Here is a 17,289-nt window from a genome sequence, read left to right as displayed (position 1 = left end):
GGTAGACCGGGATACCCGAGCCGACCGCAGCGCCCAAAAAACCTTAACGGAATGGTTACCAAGCCAGGGGCCAGAGAAACCCAGTCGCCTTTCCTCATGATGCCTCAAGGCTTAAGCGGAAGCGAACGGACCGGGTCCTCCCCTGTGGATAGCCCGCGATCCGCACCCGGCGGTTCGCCTCCGACGCGGATCGCCGGCATGCGAGGGACCATGCTCATCGATCGCGACCATCTCGGGCGTCAGACCTTCGGCGACACGGAGCTCGCCCGCGAGCTGCTCGATCTGTTCGCGCAGCAATGCCGGCGCCTCGTGCCCGGCATTACGGATCCGTCGCGCCCGGCCGACGAGCGCGCCGATCTCGCCCACACGCTCAAGGGCTCCGCGCTCGGTATCGGCGCCGTCGATGTCGCGGCGCTGGCGACGACCATCGAGGATGCGTTGCGCCAGCACCGCGGCCTCGGCACGAGCGTGCTGGACCTCGACGCGGTCGTCACCGCGACCTTGTGTGAAATCTCCGGCGCGGCTTGACCCCAACCCCCTCGGGACTTCGGGTCGCGGTGCCGGACATGGAACGGGTTCGATCCTGCAACGTAGGGGCAGGAATGTTCGCCGTGCGGGCGAGCGCGCTTGCATTCCACCGCCTGCCCCTTCAAGGCAGACGCGCGCAGCACAACCGGCCACACAGGCGTTGTACGAGCCCGGAGCCACCCATGCCCAAGATCACCTACGTCGACCATGCCGGAACGGCCAGGACCGTGGAAGGCGACGTAGGATCGACCGTGATGGAGGCGGCGATCCGTAACAATGTGCCGGGGATCGACGCCGAATGCGGCGGCGCCTGCGCTTGCGCCACCTGCCACGTCTACGTCGATGGTGCGTGGGCGGCGATCGTCGGTCCCGCCGAGGCGATGGAGCAGGACATGCTCGATTTCGCCTCCGACGTGCGCGCCACGTCCCGTCTGTGCTGCCAGATCCGGATCAAGCCCGAGCTCGACGGCCTCACCGTGACGACGCCGGCCCGTCAGGGCTGAGCGTCTTCGCCTCCGAGACGCTCGGAAAACCGCAACAGGTAACCGTCGGGGTCCTGGACGAGGAACTGACGAAACCCGATCCGCTCGATCCCGACGCGATACCAAGCGTCGTGAAGCGGGCGGAACAACGGCCATGGCCAGCACTTGAGCCGTGCGAGGATCGGAGCCACGGTTCCCACGTGAAATTGTAGGTTGATGCCGCGCCCGAGCGGCCTCTCCAGCGATCCGGTCTTCCAGTTGCCGTTGACCCGGTTCAGCATAACCTGTGCCCCCTCGCGTTCGAGATAGGCGAAGCCGTCCTCCGGCCGGGCATATGCGACCTCGAATCCGAGTGCGTCGCACCAGAAGCGCAGGCTGGCGACTGGGTCGAACACGTCGAGTTCCGGAACGATTGGCGAGAAGCCGGCCGACGGCGGCTGATCTTTCGTCATCGAAGTTCGTCCTACCGCACGAGGGCCCGCATGGCGCCGTCGATCCCTTCGAGATTGAGCGGGAACATCCGCCCTCCGACGATCTGCCGGATCATGCCGATCGACTGGGTGTAGCTCCAATGCTCGGCCGGGACCGGGTTGAGCCACACGGCCTTCGGAAAACGCTCCAGCAGGCGGCCGAGCCAGACCTGCCCCGGCTCCTCGTTCCAGTGTTCGACGGAACCGCCCGCCATGGCGATCTCGTAGGGGCTCATCGACGCGTCACCGACGAAGACCACGCGGTAATCCGGCGGGTAGGTGCGGATGACGTCGAGGAGAGACAGGGTCTCGTCGTGGCGCCGGCGGTTGTCCTTCCACACCCGCTCGTACGGGCAGTTGTGGAAGTAGAAATGCTCGAAGTGCTTGAACTCCGAGCGGGCCGCCGAGAACAGCTCCTCGGCCAGCGCGATATGCCAATCCATCGAACCGCCGACATCGAGGAAGAGCAGCACCTTCACCGCGTTGCGGCGCTCGGGACGCAGCTTTACGTCGAGATAGCCCTTGGCCGCGGTCTCCCGGATGGTGCCGTCGAGGTCGAGCTCGTCCGCCGCTCCGGCGCGGGCGAATCGGCGCAGGCGGCGCAGGGCCACCCGCATGTTGCGGGTGCCGAGGGCGACGGTGTCGTCGAGGTCCTTGAATGTCCGCTTGTCCCAGACCTTCACCGCGCGGAAATTGCGGTTGCCGTCCTGGCCGATGCGGATGCCCTCCGGATTGTAGCCGTAGGCGCCGAACGGGGAGGTGCCGCCGGTGCCGATCCACTTGGAGCCGCCCTGATGGCGCTCCTTCTGCTCGGCGAGGCGCTGCTTCAGGGTCTCGAACAGCGCGTCCCAGCCGAGCGCCTGCAGCTCCGCCTTCTCGGCGTCCGTGAGGTATTTTTCCGCGAGCTTGCGCAGCCATTCTTCCGGGATCGCGGTGGGCTCGGCGGCCTCACCCACTGTCTCGAACCCGTTGAAGACGGCGCCGAACACCCGATCGAACCGATCGAGGTTGCGCTCGTCCTTCACCAGGGCGGTCCGGGCGAGGAGGTAGAATTCCTCGACCCGCTTCTCCGCCAGATCACGGTCGAGCGCGTCGAGGAGCGTCAGGAATTCCCGCAGGGTGACGGGGAGCTTTGCCTGGCGCAGAGCCGTGAAGAACTGGAGCAGCATGGAGCGACAACGCGGCAAGGCGCCGTTGGGGTCAAGCCGGGCCTCCCTTCAAGGCTCGGCGCAAGGCCTTGCGGCGTCGATGTTCTTGCCTGTCGCCGGGTCCGTCGCGGCGTGTCCCGGACCCGCCACGCGTCCCGCACTGCAACGAAGCTGGGTATAACTCCGATTTTCTGTTGATAGGTGCCCATTTGCCGCTCCAGACCCCTCCTGTGTTGTCATCGGAATCGAACAGCTAACCTCCACAGTCCTGTGGACGTCAGGACAAGAAGTCAGGGCAGATGTGCTTCAGTTAGAGTAGGGGTGACCGTCATGGCGCTCGTCTTGCGTTCATTGAGCGATTTTAAGCGGTTTCTGGCCCGGCCCGGCGCGACGATCGAGGTCGTGAAAAACACGTTCGTGGACCGGCAGCCGTTGGCCTTCCAATCGGCCTATCGCGAAAAGGGCATGTACGAGCCGCGCACCGTCCAGGCCCTGTCGAAGAAGGCGGCGATCTTCGCGGTGCGAGGGCATCCGACGACGGTGTGGCTGTACTGGGACAAGGGCACCCGGAAATGGCGCTTTTCCGAGGACACCGTGGCGATCCCGCTCGACACCGGCCTCGGCCCTCCTGACGAGATCATCTATCGGTGCAGCTACGCCCCCGGCATGGAGCCGCCCTGTCGGGCGCCGGCCCGGGATGCGGCCCTACGCACACCCGCCACCGGCGCTCTGCCGGACAAACCGAAACCCCAGCGCCCCAAGCCTCCCCGGTCTCAGCCCACCGCCGAGCAGGGGCTCGGGACGCGCCTCCCCGGCGGCAAGGCCCCGGGCGGCAAGCGCGGCTCGGTGGAGCCGCGACAGGGCCGCCTGCTCTAGAATCCGGCGGTTCCTCTCCTCAGGCACTTTTCGCGGTCGTACCCTTGGCGATCGTCGCCTTGGCCGTCACACCTTTGACCGGTCCCGCAGAATCGTCCTTCGAAGCGCCGCCGTCGCGCACCTCGACGCCCTTGCCCACGGTGCGGCGAGCCCGGAAAGCGGGGCGCACCTCGGTCTCCTTCTTCTTGAGCATGGCGCGATACTCGTCCCGCCGCTCATGAATCGAGGCGATGACCAGACCCATCGGCACCCCGACATCGACCAGGACGGCCTCCGAGAGCTGCAGCGAGGCCTCGATTGTCTCGGGCACCGCATCGTCGACGCCCATCTCGTAGAGAGCCGTGGCATGGCGCGCGTCGCGGGCCCGGGCGACGATGGTGATGTCGGCCCGCTCGGCGCGCGCCGCCTCCACCACCGCCTCCACCGCACGCGGATTGTCGAGGGTGACGACGAGGGCGCGGGCATTGGCGATATCGCAGCGGCGCAGCAATTCCGGATTCGCCGAATCGCCGAAATAGACCGGATTGCCCAGCCGCCGATGCTCCGAAACGCGTGCGGCGTCGGCGTCGAGGGCGAGATAGGGAATCTTGTGGCGGGCCAGCATCTCTCCGACGAGCCGCCCGACCCGGCCATAGCCTGCGATGATCACCCGGTTCTGCAGCTTGTCCGGCACCGGTTCGGCGCGGGCGCGGCCGAGGGTGTTGCGCGACATCCGCTTGCCGAGGCGTTTGGCGACGACCGCGAGCGGCGGGATCGCGATCATCGTCACCGTCGTGACGATGAGGGCGGCCTGACCCAGCTCCTCGGGAACGAGGTTGCCGGCCAGGGCCCCGCCGATGAGCACGAAGGCGAACTCGCCGCCGGGCCCGAGCAACAGGGCCGCCTCGACGCCCACCGCGCGCGACAGCTTGAGGAAGCGGGCCGCCGCGACGATCACGCAGCCCTTGATCAGGATCAGGCCCAGCGACAGCCCGAGAATGGTGCCGGGCGTCGACATCAGCTGCGCCGGGTCGAGGTTCATGCCCACCGAGACGAAGAACACGCCGAGAAGCAGGCCCTTGAACGGGTCGATCGTCGCCTCGATAGCACGGCGGTACTCGGTCTCGGCCAGGAGCAGCCCGGCGACGAAGGCACCGAGGGTCATCGAAAGGCCGCTCGCCGCCGCCGTGAGCGCCGTGCCGATGATGACGAGAAGGCAGGCCGCCATGAACAACTCGGGCGACCGGGTCCGCGCCACCAGCTGGAACAGCGGACGCAGGGCGAGGCGACCGACCACCACGATGACGACGATGGCCACCGCCGCCTGACCGAGCGCAATCGCCAGCGCTCCGCCGACATTGGCTCCGTCGCTGCGCCCGAGCACCGCGATGGCGAACAGCACGGGCGCCACCGCGAGATCCTGGAACAGCAGCACGGCGAAGCTCGCCCGTCCGGCCGGCGTGTTGAGGCGCTTCTGCTCGGCCAGCACCGGCAGCACCACCGCGGTGGAGGACAGGGCGAGGGCGAGGCCGACGATGATCGCGGCGGCGAGCGGCACCGAAAGCGCCAGCAGGATCGCACCGAGGACCAGCGACGAGGCCAGCACCTGGATCGAGCCGAGGCCGAAGACGAGGCGCCGCAGGGTGCGCAGGCGCTCCCAGGACAGCTCGACGCCGATCATGAACATCAGGAAGATGACGCCGAACTCGGCCAGATGCGCGATCTCGGCCCGGTTGGCGATGGTGAAGATCGACAGCCAGTCGTAGGTGGTCGCCAGACGCCCGAGCCCGAACGGTCCGAGCAGCGCGCCGGCCCCGATGAATCCGAGTACCGGGCTGATCCGCAGGCGATGGAACAACGGCACCACCACTCCCGCCGTGACGAGAAAGATGATCGCTTCCTTGTAGGATCCGGCGTGGACGTCGGTCATCGATCTCCAAGGTCTCTCTCGGGCGGTGTCCGTCGCTTGGCGAACGAACGGCTCCACGATCATGCGGTGCAGTGGCCGGGCGGGGCAACCGGCGAATGGTCCGATCGACGGGGAAACCGGCGCGGACAGCGCGGTATGCCCTTGCAACTGGGATACCCGGATTGCACCACAGCGTGATGCGGCGCAAAAACGGCACAATGGCCGCATAACCCCGCGCTTAATGAAATGTTAAGCGCGGCGGACGTCGCGGTTCGAGACACGAGTGCCCTATGCGAAAGACGCCTCCCAGCCGGGATGTCCAGCGCGAACGCCGCGAATGGCGCCGGGAATCCGATCGGTGGACGCAAGAGCGCCACATCGAGAAGGGCTACCGCATCAAGTGGGGCTATGTCGGCATCGCCTACCTGGTGGAGGCGATGGTCATCGGGGCCTCGCTGTGGGGCGCTTGGCTGTTTGCCGGCGTCTATAGCGACGGCGATTCCAAGGCGTTCTACTTCATGCTGCTGGCGCCGCTGGTCTATGCAGCGGTGGAGCTGTGCCGGGTGCCGCTCGGGATCCTGGCGCGCACCCAGCGTTCGTATGTCATCAGGGCACTGGCCATCGTCGGCATCATCTTCGCCGCGGGCGTGACCACCAAGTCGGTCTCGCAGCTCGGCGAGATGATGTTCCATCCCCGACTGATGGACGCGGCCAAGGCGAAGACCGCCCTCAAGGACGCCCAGGCCGACCGCGGCACCATCGACGGGCGCATCTCCGCGGCCGATGCCCGCGTGGCGCAATACACCACCGAACTCGACCAGATCGAGAAGCGCTCCGCCGAGAACGCCCAGCAGCTTTCGGCCCTGCCGGCGCAGCGCTGCGAACGCATCTCCGGTACCAACAGCCGCGGCCAGCGCTACTCCAACCTGAAATGCGTCACCGACCCGCGCACCGCGACGCTGAATGCCAGTGTGAGCAAGGCCGGCGCCGACCGTGGCGTGGTGACGAAGGCCCTCGAAGAAGCCCGCAAGGCCCGCGCGGACCTCGACCGCGGCGCGGCGGATCGCAAGGTCGCCGACGCCGAGCAGGCCTATCGCAATTCGGTCAACCGGTCGCAGCTCCACTCCTTCACGGCGATGGTCTATGGCGTCGATCCGATCGACGTGAACGAAGCGCAGGTCCACGCCTTCCTGCGCATCTTCGTGTTCGTGCCGGCCCTGTGCGCCGCGTTCGCGTCGACGATCCTGGCGCTGTGCGCGGTCTCGGTGCGCAAGACCTTCATGGACGAGGACGATCTCGGCGCCTCCGTCGACCTCGCGGCGACGCCCTACATGCTCGACTCGATCACCGACGCTTTGCGGCAAGAGATCGGCCTGTCGCAGCAAAAGCAGCCGCGTGAAGCCACCGCCGCCTCGGGCGGATCGGCGGCCTCCGGCGAGGTCATCCCCATCGACCGCCGTGGGCCGGGTCAGGCCGTACCGGCCAGCGCGGGAGCGGGCGCATGAACCTCCACGCCACCGGTACGCCGGAGAACGTCGTCCTCGCTCAGAACGTCAACGGGCGTCTGCGTGCCGAGACGAAGATCATCGCCGCGCGCGCCTTCCTGTTCCGGGCGCTCGGCCTCGGCGCGTTCGCGGCCCTCGCCGGCATCGGCCTCGGCTCGGCCTCCTATGGCTACGCCTACATGAACCAGTTCGATTCGGCCGCCGAGAAGATCGCCAGCGCCATGCAGGCGGCCCTGTCCGACGTGACATTGAAGACCAAGGGCGAGGTCACCCTTACCGACAACGTGCTCAAGCTCGAAGGCACGATGCCCCGGGCGAGCGCGACCCCGACGCCGACCCAGGCGCAGCTCGGCAAGGATGCGGCGCCGGCCTCCAAGGCGATCGTCAACACCACCTTCACGGTGTTCAAGCAGGTGCCCTACATGGACGGGCAGATCGTCACCGGCTGGAATTTCAAGGCCAACGAGGATCAGCCGTTCCAGCAATATTGCTACTTCTCGCGCCGGACCAACGAGGCGAAGGGGCAGGTCGAGATCAAGATCGACCTCGCCATGGATGGCAAGACCCTGCCGCAGCCGCAGAAATCCGACGTGAACCTCGGCATCCTGGCGTCGAACTGCGTGTGGCATGACGGGAAGACGCTTTAGCGGGCGTCCGGGACGGCCTGCTGTCGCTCCGCATCAGCGTCCGCCGGAATCCCGCATCGGGTTCAGGACTGATACTCCAGGGAAATCACGCTCGTTGTCGGTCACGACGACGCAACGATGAACCTCCGCTACGGCGGCGATCATCGTATCGAGTGCGCTGCGCGGTCGTCCAAGGGTTCGACCCTGTGCCATCAATGCGGCCCAGGCGAGAGCGGCCGGCTCATCGAACGCCAGGACTCGGCCGGCAAACAGCGCCTGCGGTCCCTCTGGACCGGTGAACCAAGTCTCGAGACCGTCACGGCGTCTACCCACTGGAGTCTCGAGAATGCCGCGCCGGATTTCCGCCACCGTCAATGCGGTGATGAACAGGTCGGTATCCACCTGATTCGCCATCCAGGTCATCAGCGCGGCCGAAGGCGCCGGCTTGACGATGTTGCTGATGATGTTGGTGTCGAGCAGGTAGCGCGTCACAGTTCGAGTCCGCGGCCCTCTGCATCGTCCCGCGTCAGGTCGAGATCGAGCCCGACAAGAGGCGAACGTCGCAAGGCCGCTAGAATGCCGCCGGTCTTCGGCGGCTCGCCGCCGAGGGCGCTTGCGAGCGCGGTCCGGATCCGGGCAGCTTCAGAGCCATCCTCCGTCAGGCGACGCGCCAGCGATCTGATCAGCGCGCGGTCCGCATCGAGCCCGATCACCTCGAAGCGCGCAATGCCACGCTGAGTCAGCCTGGACCGATAGGCTTTGAGAGCCCGCTTCTGCGAGGTGTTGTCCATCGACGGACTCCGACGTATAGCCAGTCATATATCCGGCATGCTCGTGAGCGACAAGCCTCCGACATGGTGCTGTGCTTGCTTGCCCGGACCGGCAACCTCCTGCAGGGATCGACGCCCCATGCGCTTCACCGGCACCGCCGATTACGTCGCGACCTCCGACCTCACCACCGCCGTCAATGCCGCCATCGTGCTGGAGCGGCCGCTTCTGGTGAAGGGTGAGCCCGGCACCGGCAAGACGGTGCTGGCGGAGGAGATCGCCAAGGGTCTCGGCGCCAAGCTCCTCACCTGGAACGTCAAGTCGACCACCAAGGCGCAGCAGGGGCTCTACGAGTACGATGCCGTTTCGCGCCTGCGCGACAGCCAGCTCGGCGACCCGCGCGTGTCCGACATCGGCAACTACATCCGCCGCGGCAAGCTGTGGGAGGCGTTCACCGCCGACGAACGCCCGGTGCTGCTGATCGACGAGATCGACAAGGCCGATATCGAGTTCCCCAACGACCTGCTAACCGAACTCGATCGCATGGAGTTCCACGTCTACGAGACCGGCGAGACCATCCGTGCCGAGCGCCGGCCCATCGTCATCATCACCTCGAACAACGAGAAGGAATTGCCCGACGCGTTCCTGCGCCGGTGCTTCTTTCACTACATCACGTTTCCGGACGCCGAGACGCTGAAGGCCATCGTCGACGTGCATTACCCCGGCATCAAGCACCGGCTCGTGGAGGAGGCCCTGCGGGTCTTCCTCGAGACGCGCGCGGTGCCGGGCCTGAAGAAGAAGCCGTCGACCTCCGAATTGCTCGATTGGCTCAAGCTCCTCGTCTCCGAAGACATCTCGCCCGAGACCCTGCGCGAGCGCGACGGCCGCAAGCTGATCCCGCCGCTGCACGGTGCGTTGCTGAAGAACGAGCAGGACGTGAGCCTGTTCGAGAAGCTCGCCTTCATGATGCGGCGGGAGGGCCGCGGCGGCTGAGGCCGTCTCCGGCCGAACGACCCTAGCCATGCCGACGCGGTTGCCCAGATAGAGCGGGTCGGCGCGCGCCCATACTAAAGAGCGGACCGCTTCCATGAAGATGAAGAAACTCGGCCGCACCGGCCTCGACGTCTCGCCGCTCTGCCTCGGCTGTATGACCTACGGCGTACCCGAGCGCGGCCCGCATCCCTGGACCATGCGCGAGGAGGAGAGCCGCCCGCTGATCAAGCAGGCGATCGAGCTCGGCATCAACTTCTTCGACACGGCGAATTACTATTCGGACGGGACCAGTGAGGAGATCGTCGGTCGCGCGCTGAAGGATTTCGCCGATCGCGACGCCATCGTCCTCGCGACGAAATGCTACTATCCGCTGACGAGCCAGCCCAATGCCGGGGGACTGTCCCGCAAGGCGATCTTTTCGGCGATCGATGCCAGCCTGAAGCGGCTCGGTACCGATTACGTCGATCTGCTCCAGATCCACCGCTGGGACTACGCCACGCCCATCGAGGTGACCCTGGAGGCGCTGCACGACGTCGTGAAGGCGGGCAAGGCGCGCTATATCGGTGCCTCGTCGATGTATGCCTGGCAATTCGCCAAGGCCCTGTTCACCGCCGACCAGAACGGTTGGACGCGCTTTGCGACGATGCAGGACCATTACAACCTCCTGCACCGCGAGGAGGAGCGCGAAATGCTGCCGCTCTGCATCGACCAGGAGATCGCCGTGCTGCCGTGGAGCCCGCTCGCCCGCGGTCGCCTGACCCGGGATTGGGACGCCAAGAGCGCGCGCCAGGACACCGACGAGGTCGGCAAGCGCCTCTACGACGCCACGGAAGCGGCCGACCGGGCGATCATCGAGACTGTCGCGGAGATCGCCAAGGCGCGCGGCGTCTCGCGGGCGCAGGTCGCCTTGGCCTGGGTCGTCCAGAAATCGCCGGTGACCGCGCCGATCATCGGCGCCTCGAAGCCAGGTCATCTCGACGATGCAGTGGCGGCCCTCGATCTCGCGCTCACCCCCAACGAGACGACGGCGTTGGAGCGGCTCTACACGCCGCATCCCGTCGTCGGCTTCAACTGAAGGGTTCGCCGCGTGCTTCGTCTCATGCTCCTGCGCCACGCCAAATCCGACCGCCCGGCCGGCGTCGCCGACCTCGACCGTCCGCTCAACCCCCGCGGCCGCCGCACCGCACCGCTGATAGGGGCCTATCTGGCACGGGAGGATCTGCGTCCCGACCACGTCGTGGTGTCGCCCTCGTGCCGGACGCGGGAAACCTGGGAGCCGATCCGGATGGCGCTCGACGGTCCGGAAGCGGTGATCGTCCGGGAAATCTACGAGGCGCCGGTGTCCAGCCTGCTGGCGGTGGTCCGGAACACGCCGGAGACGGTGCGGTGTCTTCTGATGGTCGGCCACAATCCGGGCTTTCAGGACGTGTCCTTGCGGCTCGTCGGTGCGGGATCGAACACTGCGCGCGCGCGCCTGAGCTCGGGGTTTCCAACCGGAGCGCTGGCGGTGATCGACTTCGACTGCGAGCGCTGGAGCGAGGTACGGCCCGAGACGGGGCGGCTCGGGCGTTTCGTCGCGCCCAAGGACCTCGAGTCCGAAGAGGCGGCCTGACACCGTGCCTGCCGAGGCCGGTGTCGCGTCGGATTGAACCGTTTGCGAGCGCCATCGTTGCCTTGGTCCCTGGTCAAGCTTCGCGGATCCCGTGCTCCTCGCCACGCTCATCGCCCTGACGACGCTGCTGCCGCGCCTCGACGATGGCCTCGCGGTGGTGCGCGGCGACGTTTCCGCGTGGACGCGCAGCCTCTCGCAGGTCGGCGCCGGGCCCACCACGACGCCGCGCTTCCTGCCCGAATCCCGCGCGGTTTCGAATTGGCGTGAGGAGGCGGGCGAGGGCCTCCGGCCTGCCAGCCTGGCGCTCGTGGTGCGCTACGCCTCAACGGAGCCGGCCTTCGTCGCCCGCTGCGTCAAGCTCAACAACTACTGGTGCATCAAGAGCGCGCGCTGGACCGGAGAGATCGGGGCCGATGCCGAGGGCCATACCGGCTTTGCCAAAGCGGCCGACGGCGCCGATGCCGCCGCCCTGCTGTTGCGCCGCTACTATCGCGAGTTTGGGCGGCGCAACGCGCTCAGTATCGTCCGCCGCTGGGCGCCGGCCGAATGCCGCTCCGCGGGTGCCGCGCCGGTGTCTGCCCGACGGGTGTCGCCGGCGCTGGCGCCAGGTGGCCTGGGCAAGACGCTCCGGGCGCGCTTCCTTGCCCGCAACACGCGGAGTGGCATGCCGCGTCGCGCGCTTGCGGCGCGGGGAGGTCCGTTGCGGGTGCAGCCGTGGTCGCCCCTGGCGCGGATGGCCCGGCGCCCGAAACCCCTCTCCCCCGTCGCCGCATCGACGCCGCCCGTGCCTGCGCCGAAAACCGGGCTGCTCGTCCGTCCCTCGGAGCTTCTGGTGAAGCCGTCGGTGATCGTCGCGAAGCCGTCGGTGCTCCTCGTCGAGCCCGCCAGGGTGCTGGGAAACCCGACCACGTCCCCGGCGAAGTCCGCGAGCCGGTCGGCATCCGCGCGCCTTCAGGACCGGTTCGTCGCCGAATCCGCCGCATTGCCCGCCATCGCCGCCGGTCTGGGTGCGATCCCGCTGCTCGACCTCAGCCTGCCGGCGCCGCTCTGTTCCAACGACGAGACCCGCATTCGCAACTATGCCGGACGGATCGCCGCCAGTGTTGGCGTGAACCTGGAGGACGACCTGAAGCTGTTCGGGGCCGATGGGCGACCGTCGCCCAACTTGCGTGCGGTGATGCTCGCCATGTCCAACGTCGAGCTCGGCACCCTGCGGGCCGGCCCGGCGCTGGTGGAGGCGGCGATTGGCCGTCTCGATGCCGGGACGTTGGCGGCCTTGAGTACTCCCGCCCGGACGCCGTGAATCGCCGTCACCCCGGCGTTTCCGGGAAAGCCTTGTGGTTGCGTCGTTCACGCGCCACCTCAGCGCAGCCTGCCCATCCACCCCCCGCCAGAGTGTCGTCGTGCCGTCCGAGAATCGCCGCCCATGAACAGCTTCGCCGCGCGTGCCGGCTCCGCGGTCAAGGCCTTCGCCGAAGCGTCGAGCGACCTCCTGATCCAACCGACATTGCGGCTCGGTGTCACCGGGTTGGCGCGCTCGGGCAAGACGGTTTTCACCACCGCGCTGATCCACCATCTCGTCGAGGCGCATGCGCTTCCGGCCTTCGCGCCGTCGCATGAAGGCCGTCTGCGCCGCGCCCGGCTGGTGCCGCAGCCGGACGACGACATTCCGCGCTTTCCCTTTGAGGAGCACATGGCGGCCCTCACTGGCGAGCGGCTATGGCCCCGTTCCACCGATCGGATCAGCCAGTTCCGGCTCGCCATCGAATACGAGCGGGCGGGCGGCTGGCGCTCGGGGCCCGGTACGCTGATGCTCGACGTGGTCGATTATCCCGGCGAGTGGCTGCTCGATCTCGCCCTCATCGACCTGAGCTATACCGCGTGGTCCCGAGCCACGATCTCGGGCACCCGCCGCACCGGCCGGGCGGCGATGGCCGGACCCTGGCTCGAGACCCTGAAGGGGCTCGACCCGAATGCGCCCCTGGACGAAGTCGTGGCCGAGCATGCCAGCACGGCCTTCAAGACCTATCTGTCGGCCCTGCGCGCCGGCCCGGAATCGGTGGCCACCACCCCACCCGGCCGCTTCCTGATGCCGGGCGACCTGGCCGGCTCGCCGGCTCTCACCTTCGCGCCTCTCGACAGCCTGCCCGATACGCTCAAGCCCGACAGCCTCGCCGGGCTGATGGAGCGGCGCTTCGAGGCCTACAAGGCCAAGGTGGTCGAGCCGTTCTTCCGCAACCACTTCCAGCGGGTCGACCGGCAGATCGTGCTGGTCGACGTGCTCGCCGCGGTCGATGCCGGCCCTGCGGCGCTCGCCGAGTTGGAGGAGGCGCTGGATTCGGTGCTGCTCAGCTTCCGCATCGGCCGCAACACGATCCTCTCACGCCTCTTCGCGCCACGGGCCGAGCGCATCCTGTTCGCCGCCACCAAGGCCGATCACCTGCACCAGACCAGCCACGACCGCCTCGACGCGCTGCTGCGCCTGCTGGTGTCGCGGGCCATGCGTCGGACCGAAGCCGCCGGCGCCCGGGTTGGAACCGTGGCCCTCGCCTCGGTCCGCGCCACCCGCGAGACCACGATCCATGACGGTGCAGACGTTCTTCGTGCGGTGTCGGGCACGCCCGAGGCCGGCGAGATCGTGGGCGACGAGGTCTTCGACGGGTTGAGCGAGGCGGCGATCTTCCCCGGAGAACTGCCCGCCCGCCCCGAAGCGGTGCTGGAGGGGGCGGTGCCGCCGGGCTCCCTGCGGTTTCCGCGGTTTCGTCCGCCGCTGGTGAAGCCGGATGCGCTGGGGCGTCCCGGCCACCTGCCGCAGATCCGCCTCGACCGGGCGATGCAGTTCCTCATCGGCGACAAGCTCACCTGATGCCGCGCATGAAGGTCCGTCCATGACCTCTCCCAACCGCCCCCGCGCCTTCCGCCTTCCGTCCGCCGATCCGGCCGAGGCGGTGGAGGGCGTGACGCCGCCGCCCGCGCCACCATCGCAGGTGCGGATCGTCGAGGAGCCCTTCGAAATCGTCGCCGCCGCCGACGGCACGCCGGTCCCGGTGGCGCCGAAATCGCGGGCGCCGTGGCTGTCGCTCCTGATGCTGGCGCTCGGCGGCCTCGTCTCCCTCGGGGTCGGTCTCTCCGTGGAGCGCCTGATCGCCGATCTCTTCAGCGCCGCCCCCTGGCTCGGTGCGGTGGCGCTGGTGCTGCTGGCGGTGGCGGCCATCGCGTTCCTGGCGATCGTGGCGCGCGAACTCTCCGGTATCTGGCGCGAGCGCAAGATCGAGACGGTACGGGCCAAGGCGGTGGAGGCCATCGCCACCCGCGATCATTCCGCCGCACAGGCGGTGGTTCGCGACCTCAGCGCGCTCTATGCGAATCGGCCGGCGTTGGCCGCCGGGCGCGCGCGCCTCGACACCTTGAGCGACGCGATCCTGGATGTGGACGACCGCATCGGCTTGGCCGAGCATGAATTGCTCAGTTCTCTCGACCGACAGGCGAAGAATGCTATCGCTTCGGCGGCCAAGCAGGTCTCCGGCGTCACGGCGCTCAGTCCCCGCGCCATCGTCGATGTCGCCTTCGTGGTCTTCGCCGCCGTGCGCCTGCTGCGGCGGATCGCGACGATCTATGGCGGCCGCCCCGGCTTCCTCGGCTTCCTGCGCCTGGCGCGCTCGGCTTTCGCCCACCTGACGGTGACGGGCGGCATGGCGGTGGGCGAGAGCATGATCCAGCAGGTGCTCGGCCTCGGCATCGCCGCGAAGGTGTCGGCCAAGCTCGGGGAGGGCGTGCTCAACGGCCTGATGACCGCCCGGTTCGGCCTCGCAGCGCTGGCGGTGTGTCGCCCGCTCCCGTTCGTCCGCGAGGCGCCGCCGCGCCTGTCGGATGTCGCGGGCGAGCTGCTGAAGCCGTTCAAGGATGAGGCGTGAAAGAAACGCTGAAAAGAAGCTCTGCCTCTGCCCAGATCATGACCTCAGGATGAGGGTATCGATTGGGATGATCCTTGGTGTCCAGATCTGTCCTTCGCTCGGTCCGCTCAGAGGTTCTTGAGGAACCCGGCGAGGCGCATCAGGCCCTCGGGCCACGGTCCGTGGCCGCTCGCCACGTTGATGTGGCCCGATTCTCCGGCATCGACCACCACCGCGCCCCAGGAATAGGCGAAATCCTCCGCCCGGTCGTAGGAGCAGTAGGGATCGTTCCGGCTCGCCACCACCAGGGACGGGAAGGGCAGGGGATCGCGTGGCACCGGCGCGAAGGCGGTGACGCTCGCCGGCAGGTCCGGGGTTCGCTCGACGTCGGGGAAGGCCACGAGGAGCGCGCCCCTCACCACCCCGGCGGGGAAGTCGGGGGCGGCCTGTACGGCGGCGACCACGCCGAGGCTGTGCGCGATCAGCATCACCGGCCGCGTCGCCTGCGTCACGGCCGTAACGATCCGGGCGCGCCACGCGGCGGCATCGGGGTGGTGCCAGTCATCCTGGGCGACGATCTGCCCGGTGGAGATCCGCTCGGCCCAGCGTGCCTGCCAGTGCGCGGTTTCGGAGCCGGCATAGCCCGGCAGAATGAGGACATCGCAATCGGCAAGCTTCATGGGTTGCTCCGATAGCGGCTCGAACGGCGCGCGTCGAGGTCGTCGCTTCAGGAGAGATCGCGCAACGCGTCCGTGGCCTCACCGGCAAGGTTGGCGCCGGCCAGACGGTCGGCATCGAACTGAGCGATGTCCTGCAGTCGCCGCGCGAGCCCTGCGATCCGGGCGGCGCGTTCGCGAGCGAGTTCGAGCGCCCGATCGAGAGAGACCGCTGCGAAGCGGATGGTGTCGCCCGGCCGGCGCTGGGCGACACGGCGCAGGTCGGCCGAGACCACCGTGGCGATCTTCGGATAGCCGCCTGTGGTCTGCCGATCGGCCATGAGGATGATGGGCAGCCCCGAACCCGGCACCTGGATCGAACCGTCGACCGTCGCATCGGAGACGATGTTGTAGCCCTGCGGGCCGTGGGCGATGGTCGGCCCATCGAGCTGGTAGCCCATCCGGTCTGCGCGATGCGACACCGAGAAGGCCGCGCCGAGGAAGGTGGCGAGGCCGGCTTCTGAAAAATGGTCCGCCTGCGGTCCGAGAAGCATCCGGATCGGTTCGGCGAGATCGAGGGAGAGCGGCGCGATGCCACGATCCGGGTCCCACGCGCGATCTGACGCGGCGAGGTCGAGAATGTCGCCCCGTCGCAAGGCGCGTCCGTCGAGGCCGCCGAGACCGGCGCGCCGATGCAGCGCGGCGCTACCGAGGATGGCGGAAACCGCGAAGCCACCCGCCACGGCCAGATAGGCGAACATGCCTTCGCGCGGTGGAGCGACCGTGAGATCGGCGCTATCCGGCAGAACGAAGCTGCGATGGCACGGCATGTTGGTTCCATCGACACGCAGCACGCAGGGCGCTCCGGCGATGCCGACGCGAATGGGGCCGCCCTCGGCCCGCAGGATTCCGCCGCCGAGCCCGAATTCGATCGCGAGGGTCCCTGCGGGATTGCCCACCAGGACGTTGGCCGCCGCCATCGCGAGCGAATCCACCGGGCCGGACGCCGAGAGCCCTTGGCGCTGGTAGCCGACGCGGCCGGTATCCTGGAGGCCGACCGCGCCACTGCAATCGCGGATGGCGAGGCGAACCGGGCTCACGCGTCGACCCGCTCCGCAACGGGTTCGCCGGCCGCCGCGGCTTTGTCGAGGGCATCCCAACAGCTTGGCGCGGTCGGCTCGAAACGGATTCCGTCGCCAGGCTGGAACAGGAAGACCGGATCGCGTCCCGGCATGAAGGATCGCACCGGCGTACGCCCGAGAAGGTGCCAGCCGCTCGGGGCGGCGATGCTGGCGATAAGGGCCTGCACCCCGCCGATGGAGATCGTCCCGGCCGGTGTCGATGCGCGCGGGCTCGTCCGGCGCGAGAGGGCGAGCCCCGGATCGAGGCCGTCGAGATAGGCGTAGCCGGGCAGGAAGCCGATCATCACCACCCGATATTCGGGGGCGGAATGGCGCGCCACCAGAGTTTCGGGGGCGAGTCCGTGATGGCGCGCCACATCGACGAGATCGATCCCGTATTCGCCGCCATAGACCACGGGCACACGCCAAATTCGGGCAGGCGGACGCTCCGGGATGGTGTTTTCGGCGAGCTTCCGGACAGCCGCCTCGAGTGCGTTTGGATTGAGGCGAACGGGATCGAGATGGATCGTCAGGGATCGGTAGGTCGGCACCGTTTCGACGATGACGGGCATAGCGGCAACGCGCAGGCGGTCATCGAGCGCCAGAACCTGCGCATTCGCGCCAGCGTCGATCACGTCGCCGAACTCAACCGTGAGGGCTGAATCGCCACACCAGAGCAGGCGGATCGGGGACGGGCTCACGCGCGATACGCCTTACCGTTCA

18 protein-coding genes and 1 pseudogene are annotated in these 17,289 nt (G+C 68.1%); 11 read left to right on the top strand and 8 right to left on the bottom strand.

What is annotated here, in order from left to right; all coding sequences use genetic code 11:
- Positions 1-198 precede the first annotated feature (198 nt).
- Complete coding sequence (locus G3T14_RS06470; RefSeq protein WP_163641200.1) at positions 199-528, top strand: Hpt domain-containing protein; 330 nt, start codon at positions 199-201, stop codon at positions 526-528.
- A gap of 182 nt (positions 529-710) precedes the next feature.
- The gene (locus G3T14_RS06465) at positions 711-1,031 is read left to right on the top strand and encodes a 2Fe-2S iron-sulfur cluster-binding protein (RefSeq protein ID WP_163641198.1); all 321 of its coding nucleotides are present in this window, start codon (positions 711-713) and stop codon (positions 1,029-1,031) included.
- Here the strand turns inward: G3T14_RS06465 and G3T14_RS06460 are convergent.
- The gene (locus G3T14_RS06460) at positions 1,022-1,462 is read right to left on the bottom strand and encodes a VOC family protein (RefSeq protein WP_163641196.1); all 441 of its coding nucleotides are present in this window, start codon (positions 1,460-1,462) and stop codon (positions 1,022-1,024) included. The genes G3T14_RS06465 and G3T14_RS06460 overlap by 10 nt on opposite strands.
- Positions 1,463-1,473: 11 nt before the next feature.
- Positions 1,474-2,649, bottom strand: a complete 1,176-nt coding sequence (locus G3T14_RS06455; RefSeq protein ID WP_163641194.1) for a VWA domain-containing protein — start codon at positions 2,647-2,649, stop codon at positions 1,474-1,476.
- 309 nt (positions 2,650-2,958) lie between these two features.
- Between G3T14_RS06455 and G3T14_RS06450 the strand changes: the two are divergent.
- Positions 2,959-3,282: pseudogene (locus tag G3T14_RS06450) on the top strand (hypothetical protein); the annotation flags it as partial.
- Positions 3,283-3,523: 241 nt separating this feature from the next.
- On the opposite strand, the gene G3T14_RS06445 reads toward G3T14_RS06450, so the two are convergent.
- Positions 3,524-5,413, bottom strand: coding sequence for a cation:proton antiporter (locus G3T14_RS06445; protein WP_246732990.1), 1,890 nt, complete (start codon positions 5,411-5,413; stop codon positions 3,524-3,526).
- 269 nt (positions 5,414-5,682) lie between these two features.
- Between G3T14_RS06445 and G3T14_RS06440 the strand changes: the two genes are divergently transcribed.
- Together G3T14_RS06440 and G3T14_RS06435 are read left to right on the top strand one after the other, a co-directional pair.
- Positions 5,683-6,897 (top strand): ATPase, encoded by a 1,215-nt coding sequence (locus G3T14_RS06440; RefSeq protein WP_163641192.1) that lies wholly within the window; start codon positions 5,683-5,685, stop codon positions 6,895-6,897.
- Positions 6,894-7,544 (top strand): hypothetical protein, encoded by a 651-nt coding sequence (locus G3T14_RS06435; protein WP_163641190.1) that lies wholly within the window; start codon positions 6,894-6,896, stop codon positions 7,542-7,544. Before G3T14_RS06440 ends, G3T14_RS06435 begins: the two co-directional genes overlap by 4 nt.
- A 33-nt stretch (positions 7,545-7,577) precedes the next feature.
- On the opposite strand, the gene G3T14_RS06430 is transcribed toward G3T14_RS06435, so the two are convergent.
- Entirely contained in the window at positions 7,578-8,015 is a 438-nt protein-coding gene (locus G3T14_RS06430; RefSeq protein WP_163641188.1) for a PIN domain-containing protein, read from the bottom strand.
- Positions 8,012-8,314: a hypothetical protein gene (locus G3T14_RS06425; protein WP_163641186.1), complete on the bottom strand. Its 303-nt coding sequence runs from the start codon at positions 8,312-8,314 to the stop codon at positions 8,012-8,014. Before G3T14_RS06425 ends, G3T14_RS06430 begins: the two co-directional genes overlap by 4 nt.
- A gap of 118 nt (positions 8,315-8,432) precedes the next feature.
- On the opposite strand from G3T14_RS06425, the gene G3T14_RS06420 reads away from it, so the two are divergent.
- From G3T14_RS06420 to G3T14_RS06395, 6 genes are all read left to right on the top strand, one after another.
- Positions 8,433-9,284, top strand: coding sequence for a MoxR family ATPase (locus G3T14_RS06420; RefSeq protein WP_163641184.1), 852 nt, complete (start codon positions 8,433-8,435; stop codon positions 9,282-9,284).
- 94 nt (positions 9,285-9,378) lie between these two features.
- Positions 9,379-10,359, top strand: a complete 981-nt coding sequence (locus tag G3T14_RS06415) for an aldo/keto reductase (protein WP_163641181.1) — start codon at positions 9,379-9,381, stop codon at positions 10,357-10,359.
- Positions 10,360-10,371: 12 nt separating this feature from the next.
- On the top strand, positions 10,372-10,896 hold the full coding sequence (locus G3T14_RS06410) for a histidine phosphatase family protein (protein ID WP_348645219.1): 525 nt from the start codon (positions 10,372-10,374) through the stop codon (positions 10,894-10,896).
- Positions 10,897-10,987: 91 nt separating this feature from the next.
- Positions 10,988-12,199, top strand: coding sequence for a hypothetical protein (locus G3T14_RS06405; RefSeq protein WP_163641179.1), 1,212 nt, complete (start codon positions 10,988-10,990; stop codon positions 12,197-12,199).
- A gap of 123 nt (positions 12,200-12,322) precedes the next feature.
- Positions 12,323-13,762, top strand: a complete 1,440-nt coding sequence (locus G3T14_RS06400) for a YcjX family protein (RefSeq protein WP_163641177.1) — start codon at positions 12,323-12,325, stop codon at positions 13,760-13,762.
- Between the two features lie 22 nt (positions 13,763-13,784).
- Complete coding sequence (locus G3T14_RS06395) at positions 13,785-14,810, top strand: TIGR01620 family protein (RefSeq protein WP_163641175.1); 1,026 nt, start codon at positions 13,785-13,787, stop codon at positions 14,808-14,810.
- 107 nt (positions 14,811-14,917) lie between these two features.
- On the opposite strand, the gene G3T14_RS06390 is transcribed toward G3T14_RS06395, so the two are convergent.
- The 3 genes from G3T14_RS06390 to pxpB are packed head-to-tail and all read right to left on the bottom strand — an operon-like array spanning position 14,918 to position 17,267.
- The gene (locus tag G3T14_RS06390; RefSeq protein WP_163641173.1) at positions 14,918-15,469 is read right to left on the bottom strand and encodes an alpha/beta hydrolase; all 552 of its coding nucleotides are present in this window, start codon (positions 15,467-15,469) and stop codon (positions 14,918-14,920) included.
- A 47-nt stretch (positions 15,470-15,516) separates the two neighbouring features.
- Positions 15,517-16,545, bottom strand: a complete 1,029-nt coding sequence (locus tag G3T14_RS06385; protein WP_348645218.1) for a biotin-dependent carboxyltransferase family protein — start codon at positions 16,543-16,545, stop codon at positions 15,517-15,519.
- Positions 16,542-17,267 carry a 5-oxoprolinase subunit PxpB gene (pxpB, locus tag G3T14_RS06380; protein ID WP_163641171.1) on the bottom strand — a complete coding sequence of 242 codons (726 nt, stop codon included), beginning with the start codon at positions 17,265-17,267 and terminating at the stop codon, positions 16,542-16,544. Before pxpB ends, G3T14_RS06385 begins: the two co-directional genes overlap by 4 nt.
- Positions 17,268-17,289 lie beyond the last annotated feature (22 nt).

The organism is Methylobacterium sp. BTF04, from assembly GCF_010692745.1.
In the GTDB taxonomy this organism is placed as follows: Bacteria; Pseudomonadota; Alphaproteobacteria; order Rhizobiales; family Beijerinckiaceae; genus Methylobacterium.
This window is presented reverse-complemented; position numbering and strand designations above follow the sequence as displayed.